The organism is Streptomyces sp. NPDC057900 (assembly GCF_042887885.1).
Classification (GTDB): domain Bacteria; phylum Actinomycetota; class Actinomycetes; order Streptomycetales; family Streptomycetaceae; genus Streptomyces.
Map to the genome: position 1 here is coordinate 366,915 of NZ_JBHVOI010000005.1, position 19,597 is coordinate 386,511.

A 19,597-nucleotide genomic window follows, 5' to 3' on the forward strand; every position below is an offset into this window, starting at 1 on the left:
AGTGATCGCCCTTTCCCTCGCCGAGATCGCCGAAATCGTCGGCGGGCAGTCGTACGACATACCGGATCCGGCAGCAATCGTCAGCGGGCCAGTCGTCATCGACTCCCGGGCGGTGAAGCAAGGCAGCCTCTTCGTCGCCTTCGCCGGTGAACGGGTCGACGGCCACGACTACGCGCGGCGCGCCGTCGAGGCGGGCGCGGCAGTCGTGCTGGCCTCCCGCCCCGTCGGCGTCCCCGCGATCGTCGTGGACGACGTGGTGGCGGCCCTCGGCGCGCTCTCCCGCGCCGTCGTCGGCCGCCTGGGCACCACCGTGGTCGCCCTCACCGGATCCGCCGGCAAGACCTCCACCAAGGACCTGATCGCCCAGCTCCTGGAGCGCAAGGGCCCCACCGTCTACCCGGAGGGCAACCTCAACAACGAGATCGGCCTGCCGCTCACCGCGCTGCGCGCCACCGAGGAGACCCGGCACCTGGTCCTCGAAATGGGTGCACGCTACATCGGTGACATCTGCTACCTCACCGGTCTCGTCCCGCCCCGAATCGGCCTCGTCCTCAACGTCGGCAGCGCGCACATCGGTGAGTTCGGCGGAAAGGAGCAGATCGCCCAGGCCAAGGGCGAGATGGTCGAGTCCCTCCCCGCGGACGGTCTCGCCGTACTCAACGCCGACGACCCGCTCGTACGTGCCATGACCTCCCGCACCAAGGCCCGGGTTCTGCTCTTCGGCGAAGCCGCGGATGCGGACGTACGGGGAGAGAACGTGCGGCTCACCGACGACGGCCGCCCCGCGTTCCGCCTCCACACACCCACCGGGTGCAGCGATGTGACCATGCGCCTGTACGGTGAGCACCACGTGTCGAACGCGCTCGCCGCGGCCGCCGTCGCCCATGAGTTGGGCCTGTCCGCAGACGAGATCGCCGAAGGGCTCTCCGAGGCGGGCACCCTCTCCCGCTGGCGCATGGAGGTCACCGAGCGTCCGGACGGCGTGACGTTCGTCAATGACGCCTACAACGCCAACCCCGAATCCGTGAAGGCAGCGCTGCGCGCGCTGGCCGCCATGGGGAAGGGGCGTCGTACGTGGGCGGTGCTCGGCCTGATGGCCGAGCTCGGCGACGCCTCGCTCACCGAGCACGACGCGGTCGGACGGCTAGCCGTCCGGCTCAACGTCAGCAAGCTCGTCGCGGTCGGGGGCAGAGAGGCCTCCTGGCTGCAACTGGGCGCATACAACGAGGGTTCGTGGGGTGAGGAGTCGGTGCATGTGTCCGACGCACAGGCTGCCGTCGACCTGTTGCGCAGTGAACTGCGCCCGGGAGACGTCGTGCTGGTGAAGGCGTCCCGGTCGGTCGGCCTGGAGCAGGTCGTTACGGCACTGCTGGAGAACGCGACCGAGGGCGAGGTCGCCGGCCGATGAGGCAGATCCTCTTCGCGGGGGCCATCGGGCTCTTCCTGACCCTGGTCGGTACCCCGCTGCTGATCAAGCTGCTGGCCCGCAAGGGATACGGGCAGTTCATCCGCGACGACGGCCCGCGCAGCCACGGATCGAAGAAGGGCACGCCCACCATGGGCGGCATCGCCTTCATCCTGGCGACGATCATCGCGTACGTCGTCGCGAAGCTGATCACCGGCGAGGACATGCGCTTCTCCGGCGTGCTGGTCCTCTTCCTGATGGCGGGGATGGGGCTCGTCGGCTTCCTCGACGACTACATCAAGATCGTCAAGCAGCGCTCGCTGGGCCTGCGTGCCAGGGCGAAGATGATCGGCCAGCTGACCGTCGGCATCGCTTTCGCGGTGCTCTCGCTCCAGTTCGCGGACGCCCGCGGCAACACCCCCGCCTCCACCAAGCTCTCGTTCGTCGAGGACTTCGGCTGGTCGATCGGGCCGGTGCTGTTCGTGGTCTGGGCGCTGTTCATGATTCTCGCCATGTCCAACGGCGTGAACCTGACGGACGGTCTGGACGGCCTCGCCACCGGTGCGTCGGTGATGGTCTTCGGCGCGTACACCTTCATCGGGCTCTGGCAGTTCCAGGAGTCCTGCGCCAACGCGGCCACCCTCACCAACCCGAGCGCCTGTTTCGAAGTACGAGATCCACTCGACCTCGCGGTCGTGGCCTCGGCCCTGATGGGCTCCTGCTTCGGCTTCCTCTGGTGGAACACCTCGCCGGCCAAGATCTTCATGGGTGACACCGGCTCGCTCGCCCTCGGCGGCGCGCTCTCCGGTCTGGCGATCTGCTCCCGCACCGAGTTCCTGATGGCGGTCCTCGGCGGCCTCTTCGTGATGATCACGATGTCCGTCGTCATCCAGGTCGGCTCGTTCAAGATGACCGGCAAGCGAGTGTTCCGGATGGCGCCGCTCCAGCACCACTTCGAACTCAAGGGGTGGTCCGAAGTCCTTGTCGTGGTCCGCTTCTGGATCATCCAGGGCATGTGCGTCATCGTCGGTCTCGGCCTCTTCTACGCAGGATGGGCAGCCAAGAAGTGAGCAACGCGGACTGGCAGGGCAAGCACGTCACGGTCGCCGGACTCGGGGTCTCCGGGATCCCGGCGGCCCGGGTGCTGAACGGTCTCGGCGCCGTCGTCACCGTCGTCAACGACGGGGACGACGAGCGCTCACGGGCCCAGGCGGCGGAGCTGGAGGCGCAGGGCATCACCGTGCGCCTCGGCGACGGTGCCACCCTGCCGGAGTCCACCGAGCTCATCGTCACCACGCCGGGCTGGAAGCCCGACAAGCCGCTGTTCGCCGCGGCCGCCGAGGCGGGCGTCCCCGTCTGGGGCGACGTCGAACTCGCCTGGCGGCTGCGCGGACAGGACGGCCGCGAACCGGCACCCTGGCTCGCGGTCACCGGCACCAACGGCAAGACCACGACCGTCCGGATGCTCGCCTCGATCCTGGAGGCGGCCGGACTGCGCACCGCCGCCGTCGGCAACATCGGCGTCTCGCTCCTGGACGCGGTGCTCAGCGACGAGAAGTACGACGTACTCGCCGTCGAGCTGTCCAGCTACCAGCTGCACTGGTCGCCCTCGCTGCGCGCCCACTCCGCGGCCGTCCTCAACCTGGCCCCCGACCACCTCGACTGGCACGGCTCCATGGCGGCGTACGTCGCGGACAAGGGCCGGATCTACGAGGGCAACACCGTCGCCTGCGTCTACAACGTCGCGGACGGGCTCACCGAGGAACTGGTGCGCCGGGCGGACGTCGAGGAGGGCTGCCGGGCGATCGGCTTCACCCTCGGCACTCCCGGGCCCTCCCAGCTCGGGGTGGTCGACGGCATCCTCGTCGACCGCGCCTTCGTGACGAACCGGCAGAAGCAGGCCCAGGAGCTCGCCGAGGTCGCGGACGTGAACCCGCCCGCCCCGCACAACATCGCCAACGCGCTGGCGGCGGCGGCGCTGGCCCGCGCCTTCGGTGTGGAGCCCGCCGCCGTGCGGGACGGGCTGCGGAACTTCCGCCCCGACCCGCACCGCATCGAGCACGTCGCGGACGTCGCCGGGGTCACGTACATCGACGACTCCAAGGCCACCAACACCCACGCCGCCGAAGCCTCGCTGGCCTCGTACGAGCCCATCGTCTGGATCGCCGGCGGACTGGCCAAGGGCGCCACCTTCGACGAGCTGGTGACCGGGTGCGCGGGCCGGCTGCGGGGCGTCGTGCTGATGGGCGCCGACCGCGCCCTGATCCGCGAAGCCCTCGCGCGACACGCGCCCGAGGTCCCGGTGACCGACCTCGACCGGACCGACACTGGGGCGATGTCGGAGGCGGTCCGCGAGGCGGCACGGCTCGCCCGGCCGGGAGACACCGTACTGATGGCCCCGGCCTGCGCCTCGATGGACATGTTCACCAACTACAACAAGCGGGGCGAGGCCTTCGCGGACGCGGTCCGCGCACTCGCCGCCGAGAGCGCCTGACGGGCCCGGCCTCCACGCCGTACCGTCCCGGCACAACCGGGTGCGTACGGCAGTGCCGTGGGCGCGGGCCCTCGGCACCGAAGCCCCGGGCACGAGCAGTGGAGGGGACAGGACCATGCCGGCCGAAGAGAGCCCTGCCGCACGCGGCGGGGACCGCTCACGGGCGTCCGCGGCGATCAGCCGGGCGCTCCATCCGCCCCTCCTGGCGACCGCGGGCGCCCCGCTGCCGGACGGACTCGCGCTCCGCGTCCGCTCCGCGCCCGGCTCCCGGCGGCCCCCCGCCGCCCGCTCCAGGAGCACGGGCGGTCCCCGCACCCCGCGCGGCGGCGGTGTGCGGCGGCTCTACGAGCAGGCACGCAGGGCCTGGGACCGGCCGCTGACGGCGTACTACCTGATCCTGGGCGCCGGGCTGCTCATCACCGTGCTCGGGCTCGTGATGGTCTACTCCGCCTCGATGATCAAGGCGCTGGAGCTCGACAAGCCGGGCACCTACTTCTTCCGCAAGCAGTTCCTGGCCGCCGTCATCGGGGCCGGGCTGATGGCGATCGCCGCCCGGATGCCGGTGAAGCTGCACCGCGCCCTGTCCTACCCGCTGCTGATGGGTGCCGTCTTCCTGATGGTGCTGGTCCAGGTGCCGGGGATAGGGATGTCGGTCAACGGCAACCGCAACTGGCTCTACCTGGGCGGCCCCTTCCAGCTCCAGCCCAGCGAGTTCGGCAAGCTCGCCCTCGTCCTGTGGGGCGCCGACCTGCTCGCCCGCAAACAGGACAAGCGGCTGCTGAACCAGTGGAAGCACATGCTCGTGCCGCTGGTGCCGGTCGCCTTCATGCTGCTCGGGCTGATCATGCTCGGCGGTGACATGGGCACTGCGATCATTCTCACGGCGATCCTGTTCGGGCTGCTCTGGCTGGCCGGGGCTCCCACCCGGCTGTTCGCCGGAGTGCTCGCCACCGCCGGACTGATCGGCTTCGTGCTGATCAAGACCAGTCCGAACCGGATGGCCAGGCTCGACTGCATGGGCGCGAGCGAGCCCGGACCGGGCGGCTCGTGCTGGCAGGCGGTGCACGGTATCTACGCTCTGGCGTCCGGCGGCTGGTTCGGATCCGGGCTCGGTGCGAGTGTGGAGAAATGGGGGCAACTCCCAGAACCCCACACCGACTTCATCTTCGCCATCACGGGGGAGGAACTGGGGTTGGCGGGGACACTGTCGGTACTCGCCCTCTTCGCGGCTCTAGGCTATGCGGGTATCCGCGTGGCCGGACGCACGGAGGACCCCTTCGTGAGGTATGCCGCGGGAGGTGTGACCACCTGGATCACGGCTCAGGCCGTGATCAATATCGGTGCGGTGCTCGGTCTGCTTCCGATCGCCGGTGTCCCGCTCCCGCTGTTCTCCTACGGAGGGTCAGCCCTGCTTCCGACCATGTTCGCTGTCGGGCTGCTGATCGCGTTCGCGCGAGAGGATCCCGCCGCGAAGGCGGCCCTGGCCATGCGGAGGCCCGGGGTGAGATGGAAGACGATGAGACGGCGCATCAAGAAGCGTTCGTCCGGAGAGCGGTGAATTTCGGTGCATGTCGTACTCGCCGGTGGGGGGACCGCCGGCCACATCGAGCCCGCGCTTGCCCTCGCGGACGCCCTGCGCAGGCAGGACCCGAGCGTGGGAATCACCGCTCTCGGCACGGAGCGCGGACTTGAGACAAGACTCGTACCCGAGCGGGGGTACGAACTCGCCCTGATCCCGGCCGTACCGCTGCCGCGCAAGCCCACCCCCGAACTCATCACCGTCCCGGGCAGGCTGCGCGGCACCATCAAGGCCGCCGAGCAGATCCTGGAGCGGACCAAGGCGGACTGCGTGGTCGGGTTCGGCGGCTACGTCGCGCTGCCCGGCTACCTCGCCGCCAAACGGGCCGGGGTGCCGATCGTGGTGCACGAGGCCAACGCCCGGCCGGGCCTGGCCAACAAGATCGGTTCGCGGTACGCGCACGGGGTCGCCGTCTCCACCCCCGACAGCAAGCTCCGGGGTGCCCGCTACATCGGCATTCCGCTTCGCCGCACCATCGCCACCCTGGACCGGGCCCGGGTCCGTCCGGAGGCGCGTGCGGCCTTCGGGCTCGACCCCAACCTGCCGACGCTGCTGGTCTCCGGCGGCTCGCAGGGCGCCCGCCACCTCAACGAGGTGGTCCAGCGGGTCGCGCCGCTGCTGCAGCGCTCCGGAATCCAGATCCTGCACGTGGTCGGTCCGAAGAACGAAATGCCGCGCGTGGACAACATGCCCGGTATGCCGCCCTATATCCCGGTACCGTATGTGGACCGGATGGACCTCGCGTACGCCGCGGCCGACATGATGCTCTGCCGCGCGGGCGCGATGACCGTGGCGGAACTCTCCGCCGTCGGGCTGCCGGCCGCCTATGTCCCGTTGCCGATCGGCAACGGCGAACAGCGGCTCAACGCCCAGCCGCTGATCAACGCCGGCGGCGGTCTGCTGGTGGACGACGCCGCGCTCACCCCGGAATGGGTGCAGGGCAACGTCCTTCCGGTGCTGTCGGATCCGCACCGGCTGTACGAAATGTCCCGCGCTGCCGCCGAGTTCGGCCGGCGGGACGCCGACGACCTGCTGGTCGGCATGGTGTACGAGGCGATTGCCGCACGCCGAGGCGCGTGAGGCGGACGGGTCCGGGGGCGGCGCCCCCGGACCCGGCATAAGGAGCGAGCGTGGCCGGACCGACGACCGCCCAGCGCGGTGCAGGGCAGCAGGAGGACACCCCGGACCGGCCGCCGCGCCCGGGGGGCGAAGGGCGCCGGATGTCCCGGCGGACCCTGCTGATCGTGATCGCCGCGGCCGTACTGCTGCTCGGCTCCGGCGCCGTCTGGGCGCTCTACGGCTCCTCCTGGCTCCGCACCGAACAGGTCCGGATCACCGGCGTCGACGTCCTGTCACCGGCCGAGGTGGAGTCGGCCGCGGCGGTGCCGATGGGGTCTCCGCTGGTCTCCGTGGACACGGACGCCATCGCGGACAGATTGCGCCAGAAGTTGCCTCGTATCGACTCGGTGGATGTCGTACGGTCATGGCCGCACGGCATCGGACTTAAGGTGACCGAACGAAAGCCGGTCCTGTTGGTGAAAAAGGGCGCAAAGTTCATCGAAGTGGACGCCAAAGGCGTGCGCTTCGCCACGGTGGACAAGGCGCCCGGGCGCGTACCCCTGCTGGAACTGACCGCTGGTCGGTCGGCGAGCCTGCGCCGTTTCGGCAGCGACCGGCTGGTGCGGGAGGCGGTCCGGGTCGCGGGCGACCTTCCGGGCGGCATTGCCGGGGACACCAAGGTCGTGCGGGTCACCTCGTACGATTCGGTCTCCCTGGAGCTCACTCGGGACCGTGAGGTGATCTGGGGGAGTGGCGAAGAAGGTGCTGTGAAGGCGAAAGTCCTCACCGCGCTCATGAAAGCCGCTCCCAAAGCAGGACACTTCGACGTGAGTGCACCCACCGCTCCTGCGGTGTCGGGTAGTTGACGCACATTCGGCCTGGCCAGCACCCTGGTTGGTCAGCGCTACGGGTGATCACATAGGGTGAAAAGAAAAACGGGAGGTTCGGCGTGTTCGTTGAACGTGCGCCACTTGTCGACTTAGTGTCCTGTTCGGAAGAGTCCATGAAGCAGACACACTGGTAACCCTAAACTTCAACGTTAGGGTTTGGGTCGGCGTTCGGACCGTCCCAATCGGCATCCGTCGTCGCGGCGGGACTACCGCCAAGCGACGACACGTAACTCGAGGCGAGAGGCCTTCGACGTGGCAGCACCGCAGAACTACCTCGCAGTCATCAAGGTCATCGGTGTCGGCGGCGGTGGTGTCAATGCCATCAACCGAATGATCGAGGTCGGTCTCAAGGGCGTCGAGTTCATCGCGATCAACACTGATGCGCAAGCCCTGTTGATGAGCGACGCCGACGTCAAGCTCGACGTCGGCCGTGAACTCACCCGTGGCCTCGGCGCCGGGGCGAACCCGGCCGTCGGTCGCAAGGCGGCAGAGGACCACCGTGAAGAGATCGAGGAGGTCCTCAAGGGGGCCGACATGGTCTTCGTCACCGCAGGCGAAGGCGGTGGCACCGGAACCGGTGGTGCACCCGTCGTCGCAAATATCGCGCGCTCGCTCGGCGCCCTGACGATCGGTGTGGTCACCCGCCCGTTCACCTTCGAGGGCCGGCGTCGCGCGAACCAGGCGGAGGACGGCATCGCCGAACTCCGCGAAGAGGTCGACACCCTCATCGTCATTCCCAACGACCGGCTGCTGTCCATCTCGGACCGCCAGGTGAGCGTGCTCGACGCGTTCAAGTCGGCCGACCAGGTGCTGCTCTCGGGTGTCCAGGGCATCACCGACCTCATCACCACCCCGGGTCTGATCAACCTCGACTTCGCCGACGTCAAGTCGGTCATGTCCGAGGCCGGATCGGCGCTCATGGGCATCGGCTCGGCCCGCGGCGACGACCGCGCGGTGGCCGCGGCGGAGATGGCGATCTCCTCGCCGCTCCTGGAGGCGTCCATCGACGGCGCCCGCGGTGTCCTGCTCTCCATCTCCGGTGGCAGCGACCTCGGTCTCTTCGAGATCAACGAGGCCGCCCAGCTGGTGAGCGAGGCGGCGCATCCGGAGGCGAACATCATCTTCGGTGCGGTCATCGACGACGCACTGGGCGACGAGGTGCGGGTCACCGTGATCGCCGCGGGCTTCGACGGCGGACAGCCGCCGGCCCGTCGCGAGAACGTCCTGGGCGCGAACTCCACCAAGCGTGAGGAGTCCGCCCCGCCGGTCCGGGCCGCGGAGCCCGTGCGCCAGTCGAGCGGACTGGGCTCCGTGCCCCCGCGCGAGGAGACCCCGGTCCAGGCGGAGCCGGTGCCGGTGGCCAACGAGAGCCACCTCCCGCCGGTCGCCCCGCCGCACGTCCCGCCGGCCCGTCCCTACCAGGACTCCCAGGCCGAAGAGCTGGACGTTCCGGACTTCTTGAAGTGATAGGTCCGCATCACACAGTGAGCTCCACGGATTCCGGTTCGCCGGGCGGCGGCGCCCACTTCTCCTTCACCGACAGGTGGGGAGGGGTGAGCGCCGCTCCGTATGCGGAGCTCAATCTCGGCGGCGCGGTCGGTGACGACCCCGCCGCCGTTCTGGCCAACCGCGAGCGCGCCGCGCGCGCTCGCGGGCTGGACCCGGCGCGGGTCGTCTGGATGAACCAGGTCCACGGCCGGGACGTCGCCGTGGTCGACGGGCCGTGGGGCGACGCCTCCGAGATTCCCGCCGTGGACGCGGTGGTGACCGCGCGGCGCGGACTCCCGCTCGCCGTTCTCACCGCGGACTGCACCCCCGTACTCCTCGCCGACCCGGTCGCCGGGATCGTCGCGGCGGCACACGCGGGCCGCCCCGGCCTCCTCGCCGGAGTGGTGCCCGCCGCGGTGGAGGCCATGGTCCGGCTCGGCGCGGCCCCCTCGCGGATCATCGCCCGCACCGGGCCGGCCGTCTGCGGACGGTGCTACGAGGTCCCGGCCGCGATGCGCGACGAGGTCGCCGGGAGCATCCCCGCCTCCTGGTCCGAGACCAGCTGGGGAACCCCCGCCGTGGATGTCACCGCCGGGGTCCATGCCCAGCTCGACGCCCTCGGAATCACCGACCGGCACATGTCGCCCGTTTGCACTCTCGAATCGGGTGACCATTTCTCGTACCGACGCGACCGCACCACCGGGCGGCTCGCCGGATATGTCTGGCTGGACGGATAGGGCATGACGGACCGTAGGGATCAACTCGCAGCGAATCTCGCACAGGTGGAGGAACGCATCGCGTCCGCCTGCGCCGCCGCCGGCCGTAAGCGGGAGGAGGTGACCCTCATCGTGGTCACCAAGACCTACCCGGCGAGCGATGTGCGGATCCTGTACGAACTCGGCGTGCGCCAGGTCGCGGAGAACCGCGACCAGGACGCGGCGCCCAAGGCCGCCGCATGTGCGGATCTGTCCCTCACATGGCACTTTGTCGGTCAATTGCAGACGAACAAGGTTCGCTCTGTGGTGAGTTATGCCGATATCGTGCAGTCGGTGGATCGCGCCAAGCTCGTGACGGCGCTCTCCGCGGCGGTCGGTCGCGACGAGCGCGACGGGCGTGAACTCGGGTGCCTCATCCAGGTCGCGCTCGACGCGGAGAGCGGTGAGCGGGGTGAGCGGGGCGGCGTCGCCCCGGACGGGGTCGAGGAGTTGGCCGCCGCGGTCGAATCCGCCCCGGGGCTGCGGCTGGCCGGTCTGATGACCGTCGCGCCGCTCGCCGGACCGTTCGCCGGAAGGCAACGCGCCGCGTTCGACCGGCTGATGGAAATCTCATCCCGGCTGCGCGGGAACCATCCGGCTGCGAACATGGTCTCTGCAGGGATGAGTGCGGACCTTGAGGACGCGGTTGCGGCCGGTGCGACACATGTGCGCGTCGGTACTGCGGTACTCGGAGTCCGACCCGGGCTCGGGTAACGTCGCCAAGCAAGTCGGACCACAGCAGAAAATATGGTCATTACCGCCCACGGCGGATAGACCACAGTGGATCGCGGGCACTTGGTGACAGATGCCGATCCACCACAGAGCGGAGGACTCAGAGCATGGCCGGCGCGATGCGCAAGATGGCGGTCTACCTCGGCCTCGTGGAGGACGATGGGTACGACGGTCCGGGGTTCGACCCCGACGACGAATTCGAACCCGAGCCGGAGCCCGAGCGGGACCGGCGCCGGCACCAGCCCGCGCATCAGGTGGAGCGGGAACGGGACGAACCGGTACGAGCGGTACAGCCTCCCGCGCAGCGGGAGCCGGTTCAGATCCCGGCCGAGCGAGAGCGACCCGCCCGAATCGCCCCCGTGGCATCCATCACACCTGAACGCTCGAACTTGGAGAAGAACGCACCGGTGATCATGCCCAAGGTTGTGTCCGAGCGGGAGCCCTACCGCATCACCACGCTGCACCCCAGGACCTACAACGAGGCCCGTACCATCGGGGAACACTTCCGTGAGGGCACTCCGGTGATCATGAATCTCACGGAGATGGACGACACGGACGCGAAGCGACTTGTCGACTTTGCCGCAGGACTTGTCTTCGGTCTCCATGGCAGCATTGAGCGAGTGACACAGAAGGTCTTTCTGTTGTCGCCTGCTAACGTCGATGTCACGGCGGAGGACAAGGCCCGCATCGCAGAGGGCGGATTCTTCAACCAGAGCTGAGAACACGACACCGGGAACAACCCGGCCGAGAGGCCGGAGCTACGAGAGCCAGGGGAGAGGGAAGCGCGAGGATGGGCGTCGCTCAAAGTGTTGTCTACATCGCGTTGATGTGTTTCCTCATCGTGCTGATCTTCCGGCTGGTCATGGACTACGTCTTCCAGTTCGCACGTTCATGGCAGCCGGGCAAGCCGATGGTGATCGTCCTTGAGGCGACTTACACGGTCACCGATCCACCGCTCAAGCTCCTGCGGCGGTTCATTCCGCCGCTGCGTCTCGGGGGCGTGGCACTCGACCTGTCCTTCTTCGTTCTGATGATCATCGTTTCCATCCTGATCAGCGTCGTGATCAGGTTGTGAGCGATACGGTCTTGCCGACTGCCGACGACTACGTAGAGGTGAAGAAGAGATGCCGCTGACCCCCGAGGACGTGCGGAACAAGCAGTTCACGACGGTCCGCCTCCGAGAAGGCTATGACGAGGACGAGGTTGACGCCTTCCTCGACGAGGTCGAATCGGAGCTGACCCGCCTGCTCCGTGAGAACGAGGACCTGCGCGCCAAGCTGGCCGCCGCCACGCGTGCCGCCGCGCAGAACCAGCAGCAGCAAGGCATGCGCAAGCCGGAGCAGCAGGAACGGCCCGGCGCACCGGTGCCGGCCGCCATATCTGGTCCGCCGGTCCAGCAGCAGCAGCCCCCGCAGATGGGTCCCCCCCAGCTGCCCGGTGGCGCTCCGCAGCTGCCCGCCGGTCCCAGCGGCCACGGACCCCAGGGTCCGCACGGCCCCGGTCCGCAGGGCCCGCACGGCCCCGGCCCGATGCAGGGCGGCCCCATGGGTGGCCCGATGGGCGGCCCCATGGGCGGCCACAACCCCCAGCAGCAGATGCAGCAGATGCAGCAGCAGCAGCCGCCGCAGATGCAGCAGCAGCAGGGCCCCGGCGGCGACAGCGCCGCCCGTGTCCTCTCCCTGGCGCAGCAGACCGCCGACCAGGCGATCGCGGAGGCCCGTTCCGAGGCCAACAAGATCGTCGGCGAGGCGCGCAGCCGTGCCGAGGGCCTGGAGCGCGATGCCCGTGCCAAGGCGGACGCCCTGGAGCGGGACGCGCAGGAGAAGCACCGCGTGGCGATGGGCTCCCTGGAGTCGGCCCGCGCGACGCTTGAGCGCAAGGTCGAGGACCTGCGCGGCTTCGAGCGCGAGTACCGGACGCGTCTGAAGTCCTACCTGGAGAGCCAGCTCCGTCAGCTGGAGACCCAGGCGGACGACTCGCTCGCTCCGCCGCGGACCCCGGCGACCGCTTCGCTGCCGCCGTCGCCCTCGCTGGCTCCGGCCGGTGCGGGTGCCATGGGCCACACCATGGGCGGCAACCACGGCGGTCACGGCGGCCCCCAGATGGGCGGCAGCCCGTCCATGGGCAGCGCGCCCTCGTACGGTGGCCAGCAGCAGATGTCGCCGGCGATGACCCAGCCGATGGCACCGGTGCGGCCGCAGGCGCCGCAGCCGATGCAGCAGGCGCCTTCGCCGATGCGTGGGTTCCTCATCGACGAGGACGACAACTGAGCGGTTCGCGCTCGCTGAGCGCGTAGCCGTCGGCAGGCAAAGGGCCGGGCCCCGGGGTTTCCCCGGGGCCCGGCCCTTTGCCATGGGCGTGGCGTCCCCTGCTCCCGGGGGCTCTGCCCCCGGACCCCCGCTCCTCAATCGCCGGAGGGGCTTGAGATGTCCAGCCTCGCCGGCGTTTGAGGCGCGGGGGCTGGGGCGGAGCCCCAGGTTCGGGAAGGGGCGGGTAGGGGAACGACAAGGGGCCCGGCCGGAATGTGTCCGGCCGGGCCCCATGCGCTGTGTGGCTAGCGCTCCGTCCTGCGGAGGCGGAACGTCAGGGACAGGCCCTCGTCCTCGAACGGCTCGCCGTACGCCGCGTCCGCCTCGCCCTGCGCGTAGTCCAGGGCGAGGACCTCGTCCGCGATCAGGGACGCGTGCTCGGCCAGCGCCTCGGCCGTCGCGGGTGATGTGGACGTCCAGCGGACGGCGATGCGGTCCGCCACGTCCAGGCCGCTGTTCTTGCGGGCCTCCTGGATGAGGCGGATCGCGTCACGGGCCAGGCCCGCCCGCCGCAGCTCCGGGGTGATCTCCAGGTCGAGGGCGACCGTGGCGCCCGAGTCGGACGCGACCGACCAGCCCTCGCGCGGGGTCTCGGTGATGATCACCTCGTCCGGGGCCAGCGACACCGTCTCGCCGTCGACCTCGACCGAGGCCGTGCCCTCGCGCAGGGCCAGCGACAGCGCGGCGGCGTCGGCGTTCGCGACGGCCTTGGCCACCGCCTGGACGCCCTTGCCGAACCGCTTGCCCAGCGCCCGGAAGTTGGCCTTCGCCGTCGTGTCGACCAGCGACCCCCCGACCTCGGACAGGGAGGCCACGGAGGAGACGTTCAGCTCCTCGGTGATCTGGGCCCGCAACGCGGGGGAGAGGCTCTCGAAGCCCGAGGCCGCGACCAGGGCACGGGACAGCGGCTGACGGGTCTTGACACCGGACTCGGCACGCGTCGCCCGGCCCAGCTCGACCAGCCGGCGCACCAGCGCCATCTGCGTCGAGAGTTCGGGGTCGATCGCCGTCAGGTCTGCCTTCGGCCAGTCGGAGAGGTGGACCGACTCCGGGGCGTCCGGGGTGACCGGCACGATCAGGTCCTGCCAGACCCGCTCGGTGATGAACGGGGTCAGCGGGGCCATCAGCCGGGTGACCGTCTCGATGACCTCGTGCAGGGTGCGCAGCGCCGACTTGTCGCCCTGCCAGAAGCGGCGGCGGGAGCGGCGCACGTACCAGTTGGACAGATCGTCCACGAACCCCGAGAGCAGCTTTCCGGCCCGCTGGGTGTCGTAGCCCTCCAGCGCCTGGGTGACCTGGTCCACCAGGGCGTTCAGCTCGCTCAGCAGCCAGCGGTCCAGGACCGTGCGGTCGGCCGGTGCCGGATCGGCCCCGGACGGCGCCCAGTTCGACGTACGGGCGTACAGCGCCTGGAAGGCGACCGTGTTCCAGTACGTCAGGAGCGTCTTGCGGACGACCTCCTGGATCGTGCCGTGACCGACGCGCCGCGCCGCCCACGGGGAGCCGCCGGCCGCCATGAACCAGCGCACGGCGTCGGCGCCGTGCTGGTCCATCAGCGGGACCGGTTCGAGGGTGTTGCCCAGGTGCTTGGACATCTTGCGGCCGTCCTCGGCGAGGATGTGGCCCAGGCAGACCACGTTCTCGTAGGAGGACTTGTCGAAGACCAGGGTGCCGATCGCCATCAGGGTGTAGAACCAGCCGCGTGTCTGGTCGATGGCCTCCGAGATGAACTGTGCCGGGTAGCGGCTCTCGAAGATCTCCTTGTTCTTGTGCGGGTAGCCCCACTGCGCGAACGGCATCGAGCCCGAGTCGTACCAGGCGTCGATGACCTCGGGGACGCGGTACGCCTCCAGCTGGCAGCTCTCGTGCGAGCAGGTGAACGTGATCTCGTCGATGAACGGCCGGTGCGGGTCGAGACCGGAGAGGTCGGTGCCGGTCAGCTCGCTCAGCTCGGCGCGCGAGCCGATGACGGTGAGGTGGTCGTCCTCGCAGCGCCAGATCGGCAGCGGGGTGCCCCAGTAGCGGTTGCGGGACAGCGCCCAGTCGATGTTGTTGTTCAGCCAGTCGCCGTAGCGGCCGTTCTTGACCGAGTCGGGGAACCAGTTGGTCTTCTCGTTCTCCTCCAGCAGGCGGTCCTTGACGGCCGTCGTGCGGATGTACCAGGACGGCTGCGCGTAGTAGAGCAGCGCGGTGTGGCAGCGCCAGCAGTGCGGGTAGCTGTGCTCGTACGGGACGTGCCGGAAGAGCAGGCCGCGGTCTGCGAGGTCCTCGGTGAGCGCCTCGTCGGCCTTCTTGAAGAAGACGCCGCCGACCAGCGGCACGTCCTCCTCGAAGGTGCCGTCGGGCCGCACCGGGTTGACCACCGGGAGGCCGTACGCCTTGCAGACCAGGAGGTCCTCGGCGCCGAAGGCGGGGGACTGGTGGACCAGACCCGTACCGTCCTCGGTCGTCACGTACTCGGCGTTGACGATGTAGTGCGCCTCGGCCGGGAAGTCGATCAGGGCGAACGGGCGCTCGTACGTCCAGCGCTCCATCTCGCGGCCGGTGAACGACTGGCCGGTGAGCTCCCAGCCCTCGCCGAGCGCCTTCTCGACGAGCGGGCGGGCGACGACGAGCTTCTCCTCGCCGTTCGTCGCGACGACGTACTCGACCTCGGGGTGCGCGGCGACAGCCGTGTTGGAGACCAGGGTCCAGGGGGTCGTCGTCCAGACCAGCAGGGCCGCGTCGCCGGCCAGCGGCCCGGAGGTGAGGGGGAAGCGGACGAAGACGGAGGGGTCGACGACCGTCTCGTAGCCCTGGGCCAGCTCGTGGTCGGAGAGGCCGGTGCCGCAGCGCGGGCACCAGGGGGCGACGCGGTGGTCCTGGACCAGCAGGTCCTTGTTGAAGATCTCCTTCAGCGACCACCAGACCGACTCGACGTACTCGGGGTCCATCGTGCGGTAGGCGTCGTCGAGGTCGACCCAGTAGCCCATCCGGGTCGTCAGCTCGGTGAAGGCGTCGGTGTGCCGGGTGACGGACTCACGGCACTTGGCGTTGAACTCGGCGATGCCGTACGCCTCGATGTCCTTCTTGCCGTTGAAGCCCAGCTCCTTCTCGACCGCGAGCTCGACCGGCAGGCCGTGGCAGTCCCAGCCGGCCTTGCGGCCGACGTGGTAGCCCTGCATGGTACGGAAGCGCGGGAAGACGTCCTTGAAGACGCGGGCCTCGATGTGGTGGGCGCCGGGCATGCCGTTGGCGGTCGGCGGGCCCTCGTAGAAGACCCACTCGGGGCGGCCCTCGGACTGGTCGAGGCTCTTGGTGAAGACCTTGTTCTCGCGCCAGAAGTCGAGCACGGCGTGCTCCAGCGCGGGCAGGTCTACCTGGGCGGGTACCTGGCGGTACTGCGGCGATGTCATGTGCGGGCTTCCTCCGGCGGACGTTTTCCACTTCCGTCGGAGGGACGAGAACCGGTCGGGTCCCCGCGGTACCACCCTCCTTGGCCCCGGACGGCTGCCCGTGGCCCCCTCATTAGGGGTGCGAAGCCGGTTCTACTCGCCCTGTGCGCGTGGGCGCGGCCCACGGTCCAAAGCTTTCCTCCGACGGCTCCGGGTGATCTTCACGACGCGCTCGCCCCCGGGCTTCCACCGTCCCCGGGTCGCTCCTGGCTGCGTACGACGCTACTCGTCCCATCCACGCCTCTCGCTGCCGCCAGTGTACGGGGCCCGGGGTGCGGGGGCCGACCGGTTTAACGGCCGGCCCCGGAGTGACCCGAATGGCCAGACGCGGCGTACGGAGTACCGGCGCCGCCCGGCGAGCGGAGCGAGGGCGGATTACCCGGCGGGGAGCTGGGCACAACGGACTCAGGTGGGCTGTCGTCCGGAGACGGGGAGGGGCGAACCGGCGGCGTGCCCCGTTGCCGCGGGGCTGGGGTCGACTTATCGTCCCAGCACGACACGCGAGCAAGATCACAATGTGTGAAGGGGCCGCGGCCATGGTGGCGAAGAAGACCGCCGCAAAGAAGACGGCGTCAGCGGAATCCACGGGCGCGGCGGCCGAGGAGAAGGCGACGAAGAAGGCCGCCAAGAAGGCGGCGCCGAGGAAGACGGCGACCAAGAAGGCGGCGGCGAAGAAGGCCGCTCCGAAGAAGGCCGCGGCCGCGAGGACCTCGGCCGAGAAGGCTTCGAAGAAGGCCGCCGCTGCGGCCACGGGGGCGGCCGAGGCCGCCGAGCAGACGGGAGCTCACACGGTGGTAGCCAAGAAGAGCGCGGCCAGGACCCGGACCGCCGGTCGGAGCACGGCGCCCGTGCCCCCGGCCCGCGCCGCCGCGACCGCACCGGGGGAGCTGGCCGTACGGCCGGGCGAGGACCCCTGGACGCCGGAGGAGGTCGCGGCCGCCCGGTCCGAGCTGACCGGCGAGATCGCCCGGCTCCGCAGCGAGCTGGAGACCTCGGGTGCGGCACTGGCCGGGCTGATGCGGGACTCCGGTGACGGGGCGGGTGACGACGAGGCGGACACCGGCACCAAGAACATCACCCGCGAGCACGAGATGTCGCTGGCCGCGCACGCCCAGGAGACGCTGGAGCAGACCGAGCGGGCGCTGGCCCGGCTCGACGCCGGGACGTACGGGCTCTGCGAGATCTGCGGCAACCCGATCGGCAAGGCGCGGATGCAGGCGTTCCCCCGGGCCACCCTGTGTGTCGAGGACAAACAGAAGCAGGAGCGACGAGGCTGATCCCCGCCGCCGTGTCGTACCCTCGTCCTCAGTCGGGAACTAGGTTGAGGGACTCACGTGGCAGAGGCGGAGAGCATCATCGGTACGCCGGACATCCCTGAGGCTGAGGGACACGAAGGAGCCGAGCCGGACCGGGGCGAGGGTGCCGGGTCCCCGGACGGGCGTTCGGTGGACCCCGCCGCCGCGCGGGACGGGGACGGCGAGGCGGTGGTCGACCGTTCGGCGGCGACCCGGCGTCGCCGGATCATCCTGCTCTTCTGCGTCGCCGTCCTGGCGTACCTGCTCGACCTGGGCAGCAAGATGCTCGTGGTGGCGAAGCTGGAGCACCAGGAGCCGGTCGAGATCTTCGGGAGCTGGCTCAGGCTCGACGCGATCCGCAACGCGGGCGCCGCGTTCGGTATCGGTGAGGCCTTCACGATCATCTTCACGATCATCGCGGCGACCGTCATCGTGGTGATCGCACGGCTGGCGCGCAAGCTCTACAGCCTGCCGTGGGCCATCGCGCTCGGGCTGCTGCTCGGCGGTGCGCTGGGCAACCTCACCGACCGAATCTTCCGTGCGCCGGGCACCTTCCAGGGCGCGGTGGTGGACTTCATCGCCCCCGCCCACTTCGCCGTCTTCAACCTGGCCGACTCCGCGATCGTCTGCGGCGGCATCCTGATCGTGATCCTTTCCTTCAGGGGCCTGGACCCCGACGGCACCGTGCACAAGGACTGAGCCATGCAAGGCATACTCGACAGGTGAGTACGCATCCCGAGATCCGAACCCTGCCCGTACCCGATGGCCTGGAAGGCGAGCGTGTCGACGCCGCCATTTCCCGCATGTTCGGTTTCTCCCGCACCAAGGCCGCAGAGCTGGCCGCCGCCGGGAAGGTACAGGTGGACGGTTCGGTGGCCGGGAAGTCCGAGCGGGTGCACGGTGGCGCCTGGCTGGAAGTGGAGATGCCGCAGGCTCCCGCACCGGTCCAGATCGTCGCCGAGCCCGTCGAGGGCATGGAGATCGTCCACGACGACGACGACATCGTCGTGATCATGAAGCCGGTCGGTGTCGCCGCGCACCCCAGCCCCGGCTGGACCGGCACCACCGTGATCGGCGGCCTCGCCGCCGCCGGGTACCGGATCTCCACCTCGGGCGCCGCGGAGCGCCAGGGCATCGTGCACCGGCTCGACGTCGGGACCTCGGGGCTGATGGTCGTCGCCAAGTCCGAGCGGGCCTACACGCTGCTGAAGGCCCAGTTCCGCGACCGGGTCGTCGAGAAGAAGTACCACGCGCTGGTCCAGGGGCACCCGGACCCGATGAGCGGCACCATCGACGCCCCCATCGGGCGCCACCCCAACCACGACTACAAGTGGGCGGTCGTCGCGGAGGGCAAGCCGTCGGTCACGCACTACGACCTGATCGAGGCGTACCGCGCCGCCAGCCTCCTGGACATCAAGCTGGAGACCGGCCGTACGCACCAGATCCGGGTGCACATGTCCGCCCACCGCCACCCCTGCGTCGGTGACCTGACCTACGGCGCCGACCCGACGATGGCCAAGCGCCTCGGCCTGACCCGGCAGTGGCTGCACGCCGTCCGGCTCGGCTTCGAGCACCCCTCCGACGGCCGCTGGGTGGAGTTCTCCAGCACCTACCCGGACGACCTCCAGCAGGCCCTGGACCGGATCGCGGCGGAGAGCGAATGATCTCCTACACCACCAGGACCGCCGTCGGGGAGCAGGACCGCGCCGCCTGCTTCCAGGTCCGCAAGGACGTCTTCGTCGGTGAGCAGAACGTGCCGGAGGAGATCGAGTACGACGCCTACGACGCGGACGCGGTGCACGTCATCGCCGTCGCGGCGGACGGCACGGCGCTCGGCACCGGGCGGCTGCTGCACGGCCCCGGCACCGAGGCGAAGACCGGCGGTGACCTCACGGTCGGCTCGCTCGGCCGGCTCGCGGTGACCAGCGGGGCGCGCGGCCTCGGGGTCGGCGCGGCGCTGGTGCGGGCCATCGAGGACGCCGGCCGTGAGTTGGGCCTGGCCGCCGTCGACCTGCACGCCCAGACCCACGCGCTCGGCTTCTACGAGCGGCTCGGCTACGTCGCCTACGGCCCCGAGTTCCCGGACGCGGGCATCGCGCACCGGGCGATGCGCCGCACGCTGAACGACTAGAGCCCCCGGCCGCCCGCCACCGGCTC

The 19,597-nt window shown here is 70.0% G+C and carries 17 protein-coding genes; 16 read left to right on the forward strand and 1 reads right to left on the reverse strand.

The features are described from left to right. The first annotated feature begins 1 nt into the window (after nt 1). From murF to ACFVQ0_RS21960, 12 genes are all read left to right on the forward strand, one after another. Nucleotides 2-1,408 carry a UDP-N-acetylmuramoyl-tripeptide--D-alanyl-D-alanine ligase gene (gene murF / locus ACFVQ0_RS21905; protein ID WP_390090403.1) on the forward strand — a complete coding sequence of 469 codons (1,407 nt, stop codon included), beginning with the start codon at nt 2-4 and terminating at the stop codon, nt 1,406-1,408. Beyond that, nucleotides 1,405-2,475 (forward strand): phospho-N-acetylmuramoyl-pentapeptide-transferase, encoded by a 1,071-nt coding sequence (gene mraY, locus ACFVQ0_RS21910; protein WP_311306196.1) that lies wholly within the window; start codon nt 1,405-1,407, stop codon nt 2,473-2,475. Before murF ends, mraY begins: the two co-directional genes overlap by 4 nt. Next, the gene (murD, locus tag ACFVQ0_RS21915; RefSeq protein WP_390090405.1) at nt 2,457-3,899 is read left to right on the forward strand and encodes a UDP-N-acetylmuramoyl-L-alanine--D-glutamate ligase; all 1,443 of its coding nucleotides are present in this window, start codon (nt 2,457-2,459) and stop codon (nt 3,897-3,899) included. Before mraY ends, murD begins: the two co-directional genes overlap by 19 nt. Nucleotides 3,900-4,014: 115 nt before the next feature. Continuing rightward, nucleotides 4,015-5,457 carry a putative lipid II flippase FtsW gene (gene ftsW / locus ACFVQ0_RS21920; protein ID WP_390090407.1) on the forward strand — a complete coding sequence of 481 codons (1,443 nt, stop codon included), beginning with the start codon at nt 4,015-4,017 and terminating at the stop codon, nt 5,455-5,457. A 6-nt stretch (nt 5,458-5,463) separates the two neighbouring features. Next, nucleotides 5,464-6,558: an undecaprenyldiphospho-muramoylpentapeptide beta-N-acetylglucosaminyltransferase gene (murG, locus tag ACFVQ0_RS21925; RefSeq protein WP_390090409.1), complete on the forward strand. Its 1,095-nt coding sequence runs from the start codon at nt 5,464-5,466 to the stop codon at nt 6,556-6,558. Nucleotides 6,559-6,608: 50 nt separating this feature from the next. After that, nucleotides 6,609-7,403 carry a cell division protein FtsQ/DivIB gene (locus ACFVQ0_RS21930; protein WP_390090411.1) on the forward strand — a complete coding sequence of 265 codons (795 nt, stop codon included), beginning with the start codon at nt 6,609-6,611 and terminating at the stop codon, nt 7,401-7,403. A 276-nt stretch (nt 7,404-7,679) separates the two neighbouring features. Next, nucleotides 7,680-8,894 (forward strand): cell division protein FtsZ, encoded by a 1,215-nt coding sequence (gene ftsZ / locus ACFVQ0_RS21935; protein ID WP_311306201.1) that lies wholly within the window; start codon nt 7,680-7,682, stop codon nt 8,892-8,894. A 17-nt stretch (nt 8,895-8,911) separates the two neighbouring features. Beyond that, nucleotides 8,912-9,652: a peptidoglycan editing factor PgeF gene (gene pgeF / locus ACFVQ0_RS21940; RefSeq protein ID WP_390090413.1), complete on the forward strand. Its 741-nt coding sequence runs from the start codon at nt 8,912-8,914 to the stop codon at nt 9,650-9,652. 3 nt (nt 9,653-9,655) lie between these two features. Further along, a complete protein-coding gene (locus ACFVQ0_RS21945) occupies nt 9,656-10,384 on the forward strand; it encodes a YggS family pyridoxal phosphate-dependent enzyme (protein WP_390090415.1) in 729 nt (242 codons plus the stop codon). A gap of 125 nt (nt 10,385-10,509) precedes the next feature. Continuing rightward, complete coding sequence (locus ACFVQ0_RS21950; protein WP_073735522.1) at nt 10,510-11,121, forward strand: cell division protein SepF; 612 nt, start codon at nt 10,510-10,512, stop codon at nt 11,119-11,121. 71 nt (nt 11,122-11,192) lie between these two features. Further along, nucleotides 11,193-11,477 carry a YggT family protein gene (locus ACFVQ0_RS21955; protein ID WP_389211005.1) on the forward strand — a complete coding sequence of 95 codons (285 nt, stop codon included), beginning with the start codon at nt 11,193-11,195 and terminating at the stop codon, nt 11,475-11,477. A gap of 49 nt (nt 11,478-11,526) precedes the next feature. Further along, nucleotides 11,527-12,672, forward strand: a complete 1,146-nt coding sequence (locus tag ACFVQ0_RS21960; protein WP_390090417.1) for a DivIVA domain-containing protein — start codon at nt 11,527-11,529, stop codon at nt 12,670-12,672. Between the two features lie 284 nt (nt 12,673-12,956). Here ACFVQ0_RS21960 and ileS read toward each other — a convergent pair whose 3' ends face one another. Then, nucleotides 12,957-16,106, reverse strand: coding sequence for an isoleucine--tRNA ligase (gene ileS, locus ACFVQ0_RS21965; protein ID WP_390090419.1), 3,150 nt, complete (start codon nt 16,104-16,106; stop codon nt 12,957-12,959). Nucleotides 16,107-16,681: 575 nt separating this feature from the next. Here ileS and ACFVQ0_RS21970 point away from each other — a divergent pair. Genes ACFVQ0_RS21970 through ACFVQ0_RS21985 form a run of 4 tightly spaced genes read left to right on the forward strand, consistent with a single transcriptional unit; the run spans nt 16,682 to nt 19,571 of the window. After that, nucleotides 16,682-17,422 (forward strand): TraR/DksA family transcriptional regulator, encoded by a 741-nt coding sequence (locus ACFVQ0_RS21970; RefSeq protein ID WP_390090421.1) that lies wholly within the window; start codon nt 16,682-16,684, stop codon nt 17,420-17,422. A gap of 57 nt (nt 17,423-17,479) precedes the next feature. Beyond that, entirely contained in the window at nt 17,480-18,139 is a 660-nt protein-coding gene (gene lspA / locus ACFVQ0_RS21975; protein WP_390090423.1) for a signal peptidase II, read from the forward strand. 23 nt (nt 18,140-18,162) lie between these two features. Next, entirely contained in the window at nt 18,163-19,104 is a 942-nt protein-coding gene (locus ACFVQ0_RS21980) for an RluA family pseudouridine synthase (RefSeq protein ID WP_311306208.1), read from the forward strand. Continuing rightward, nucleotides 19,101-19,571: a GNAT family N-acetyltransferase gene (locus tag ACFVQ0_RS21985; protein ID WP_390090425.1), complete on the forward strand. Its 471-nt coding sequence runs from the start codon at nt 19,101-19,103 to the stop codon at nt 19,569-19,571. Before ACFVQ0_RS21980 ends, ACFVQ0_RS21985 begins: the two co-directional genes overlap by 4 nt. Nucleotides 19,572-19,597 lie beyond the last annotated feature (26 nt).

Bases quoted from the DNA above. Each gene is read 5' to 3' on its own strand.
- mraY (WP_311306196.1), top strand. From the start codon at position 1,405: ATGAGGCAGATCCTCTTCGCGGGGGCCATCGGGCTCTTCCTGACCCTG.
- ileS (WP_390090419.1), bottom strand. From the start codon at position 16,106: ATGACATCGCCGCAGTACCGCCAGGTACCCGCCCAGGTAGACCTGCCC.
- ACFVQ0_RS21960 (WP_390090417.1), top strand. From the start codon at position 11,527: ATGCCGCTGACCCCCGAGGACGTGCGGAACAAGCAGTTCACGACGGTC.
- ACFVQ0_RS21985 (WP_390090425.1), top strand. From the start codon at position 19,101: ATGATCTCCTACACCACCAGGACCGCCGTCGGGGAGCAGGACCGCGCC.
- ACFVQ0_RS21970 (WP_390090421.1), top strand. From the start codon at position 16,682: ATGGTGGCGAAGAAGACCGCCGCAAAGAAGACGGCGTCAGCGGAATCC.
- ftsW (WP_390090407.1), top strand. From the start codon at position 4,015: ATGCCGGCCGAAGAGAGCCCTGCCGCACGCGGCGGGGACCGCTCACGG.
- ACFVQ0_RS21955 (WP_389211005.1), top strand. From the start codon at position 11,193: ATGGGCGTCGCTCAAAGTGTTGTCTACATCGCGTTGATGTGTTTCCTC.
- ACFVQ0_RS21950 (WP_073735522.1), top strand. From the start codon at position 10,510: ATGGCCGGCGCGATGCGCAAGATGGCGGTCTACCTCGGCCTCGTGGAG.
- ACFVQ0_RS21945 (WP_390090415.1), top strand. From the start codon at position 9,656: ATGACGGACCGTAGGGATCAACTCGCAGCGAATCTCGCACAGGTGGAG.
- murD (WP_390090405.1), top strand. From the start codon at position 2,457: ATGGGCAGCCAAGAAGTGAGCAACGCGGACTGGCAGGGCAAGCACGTC.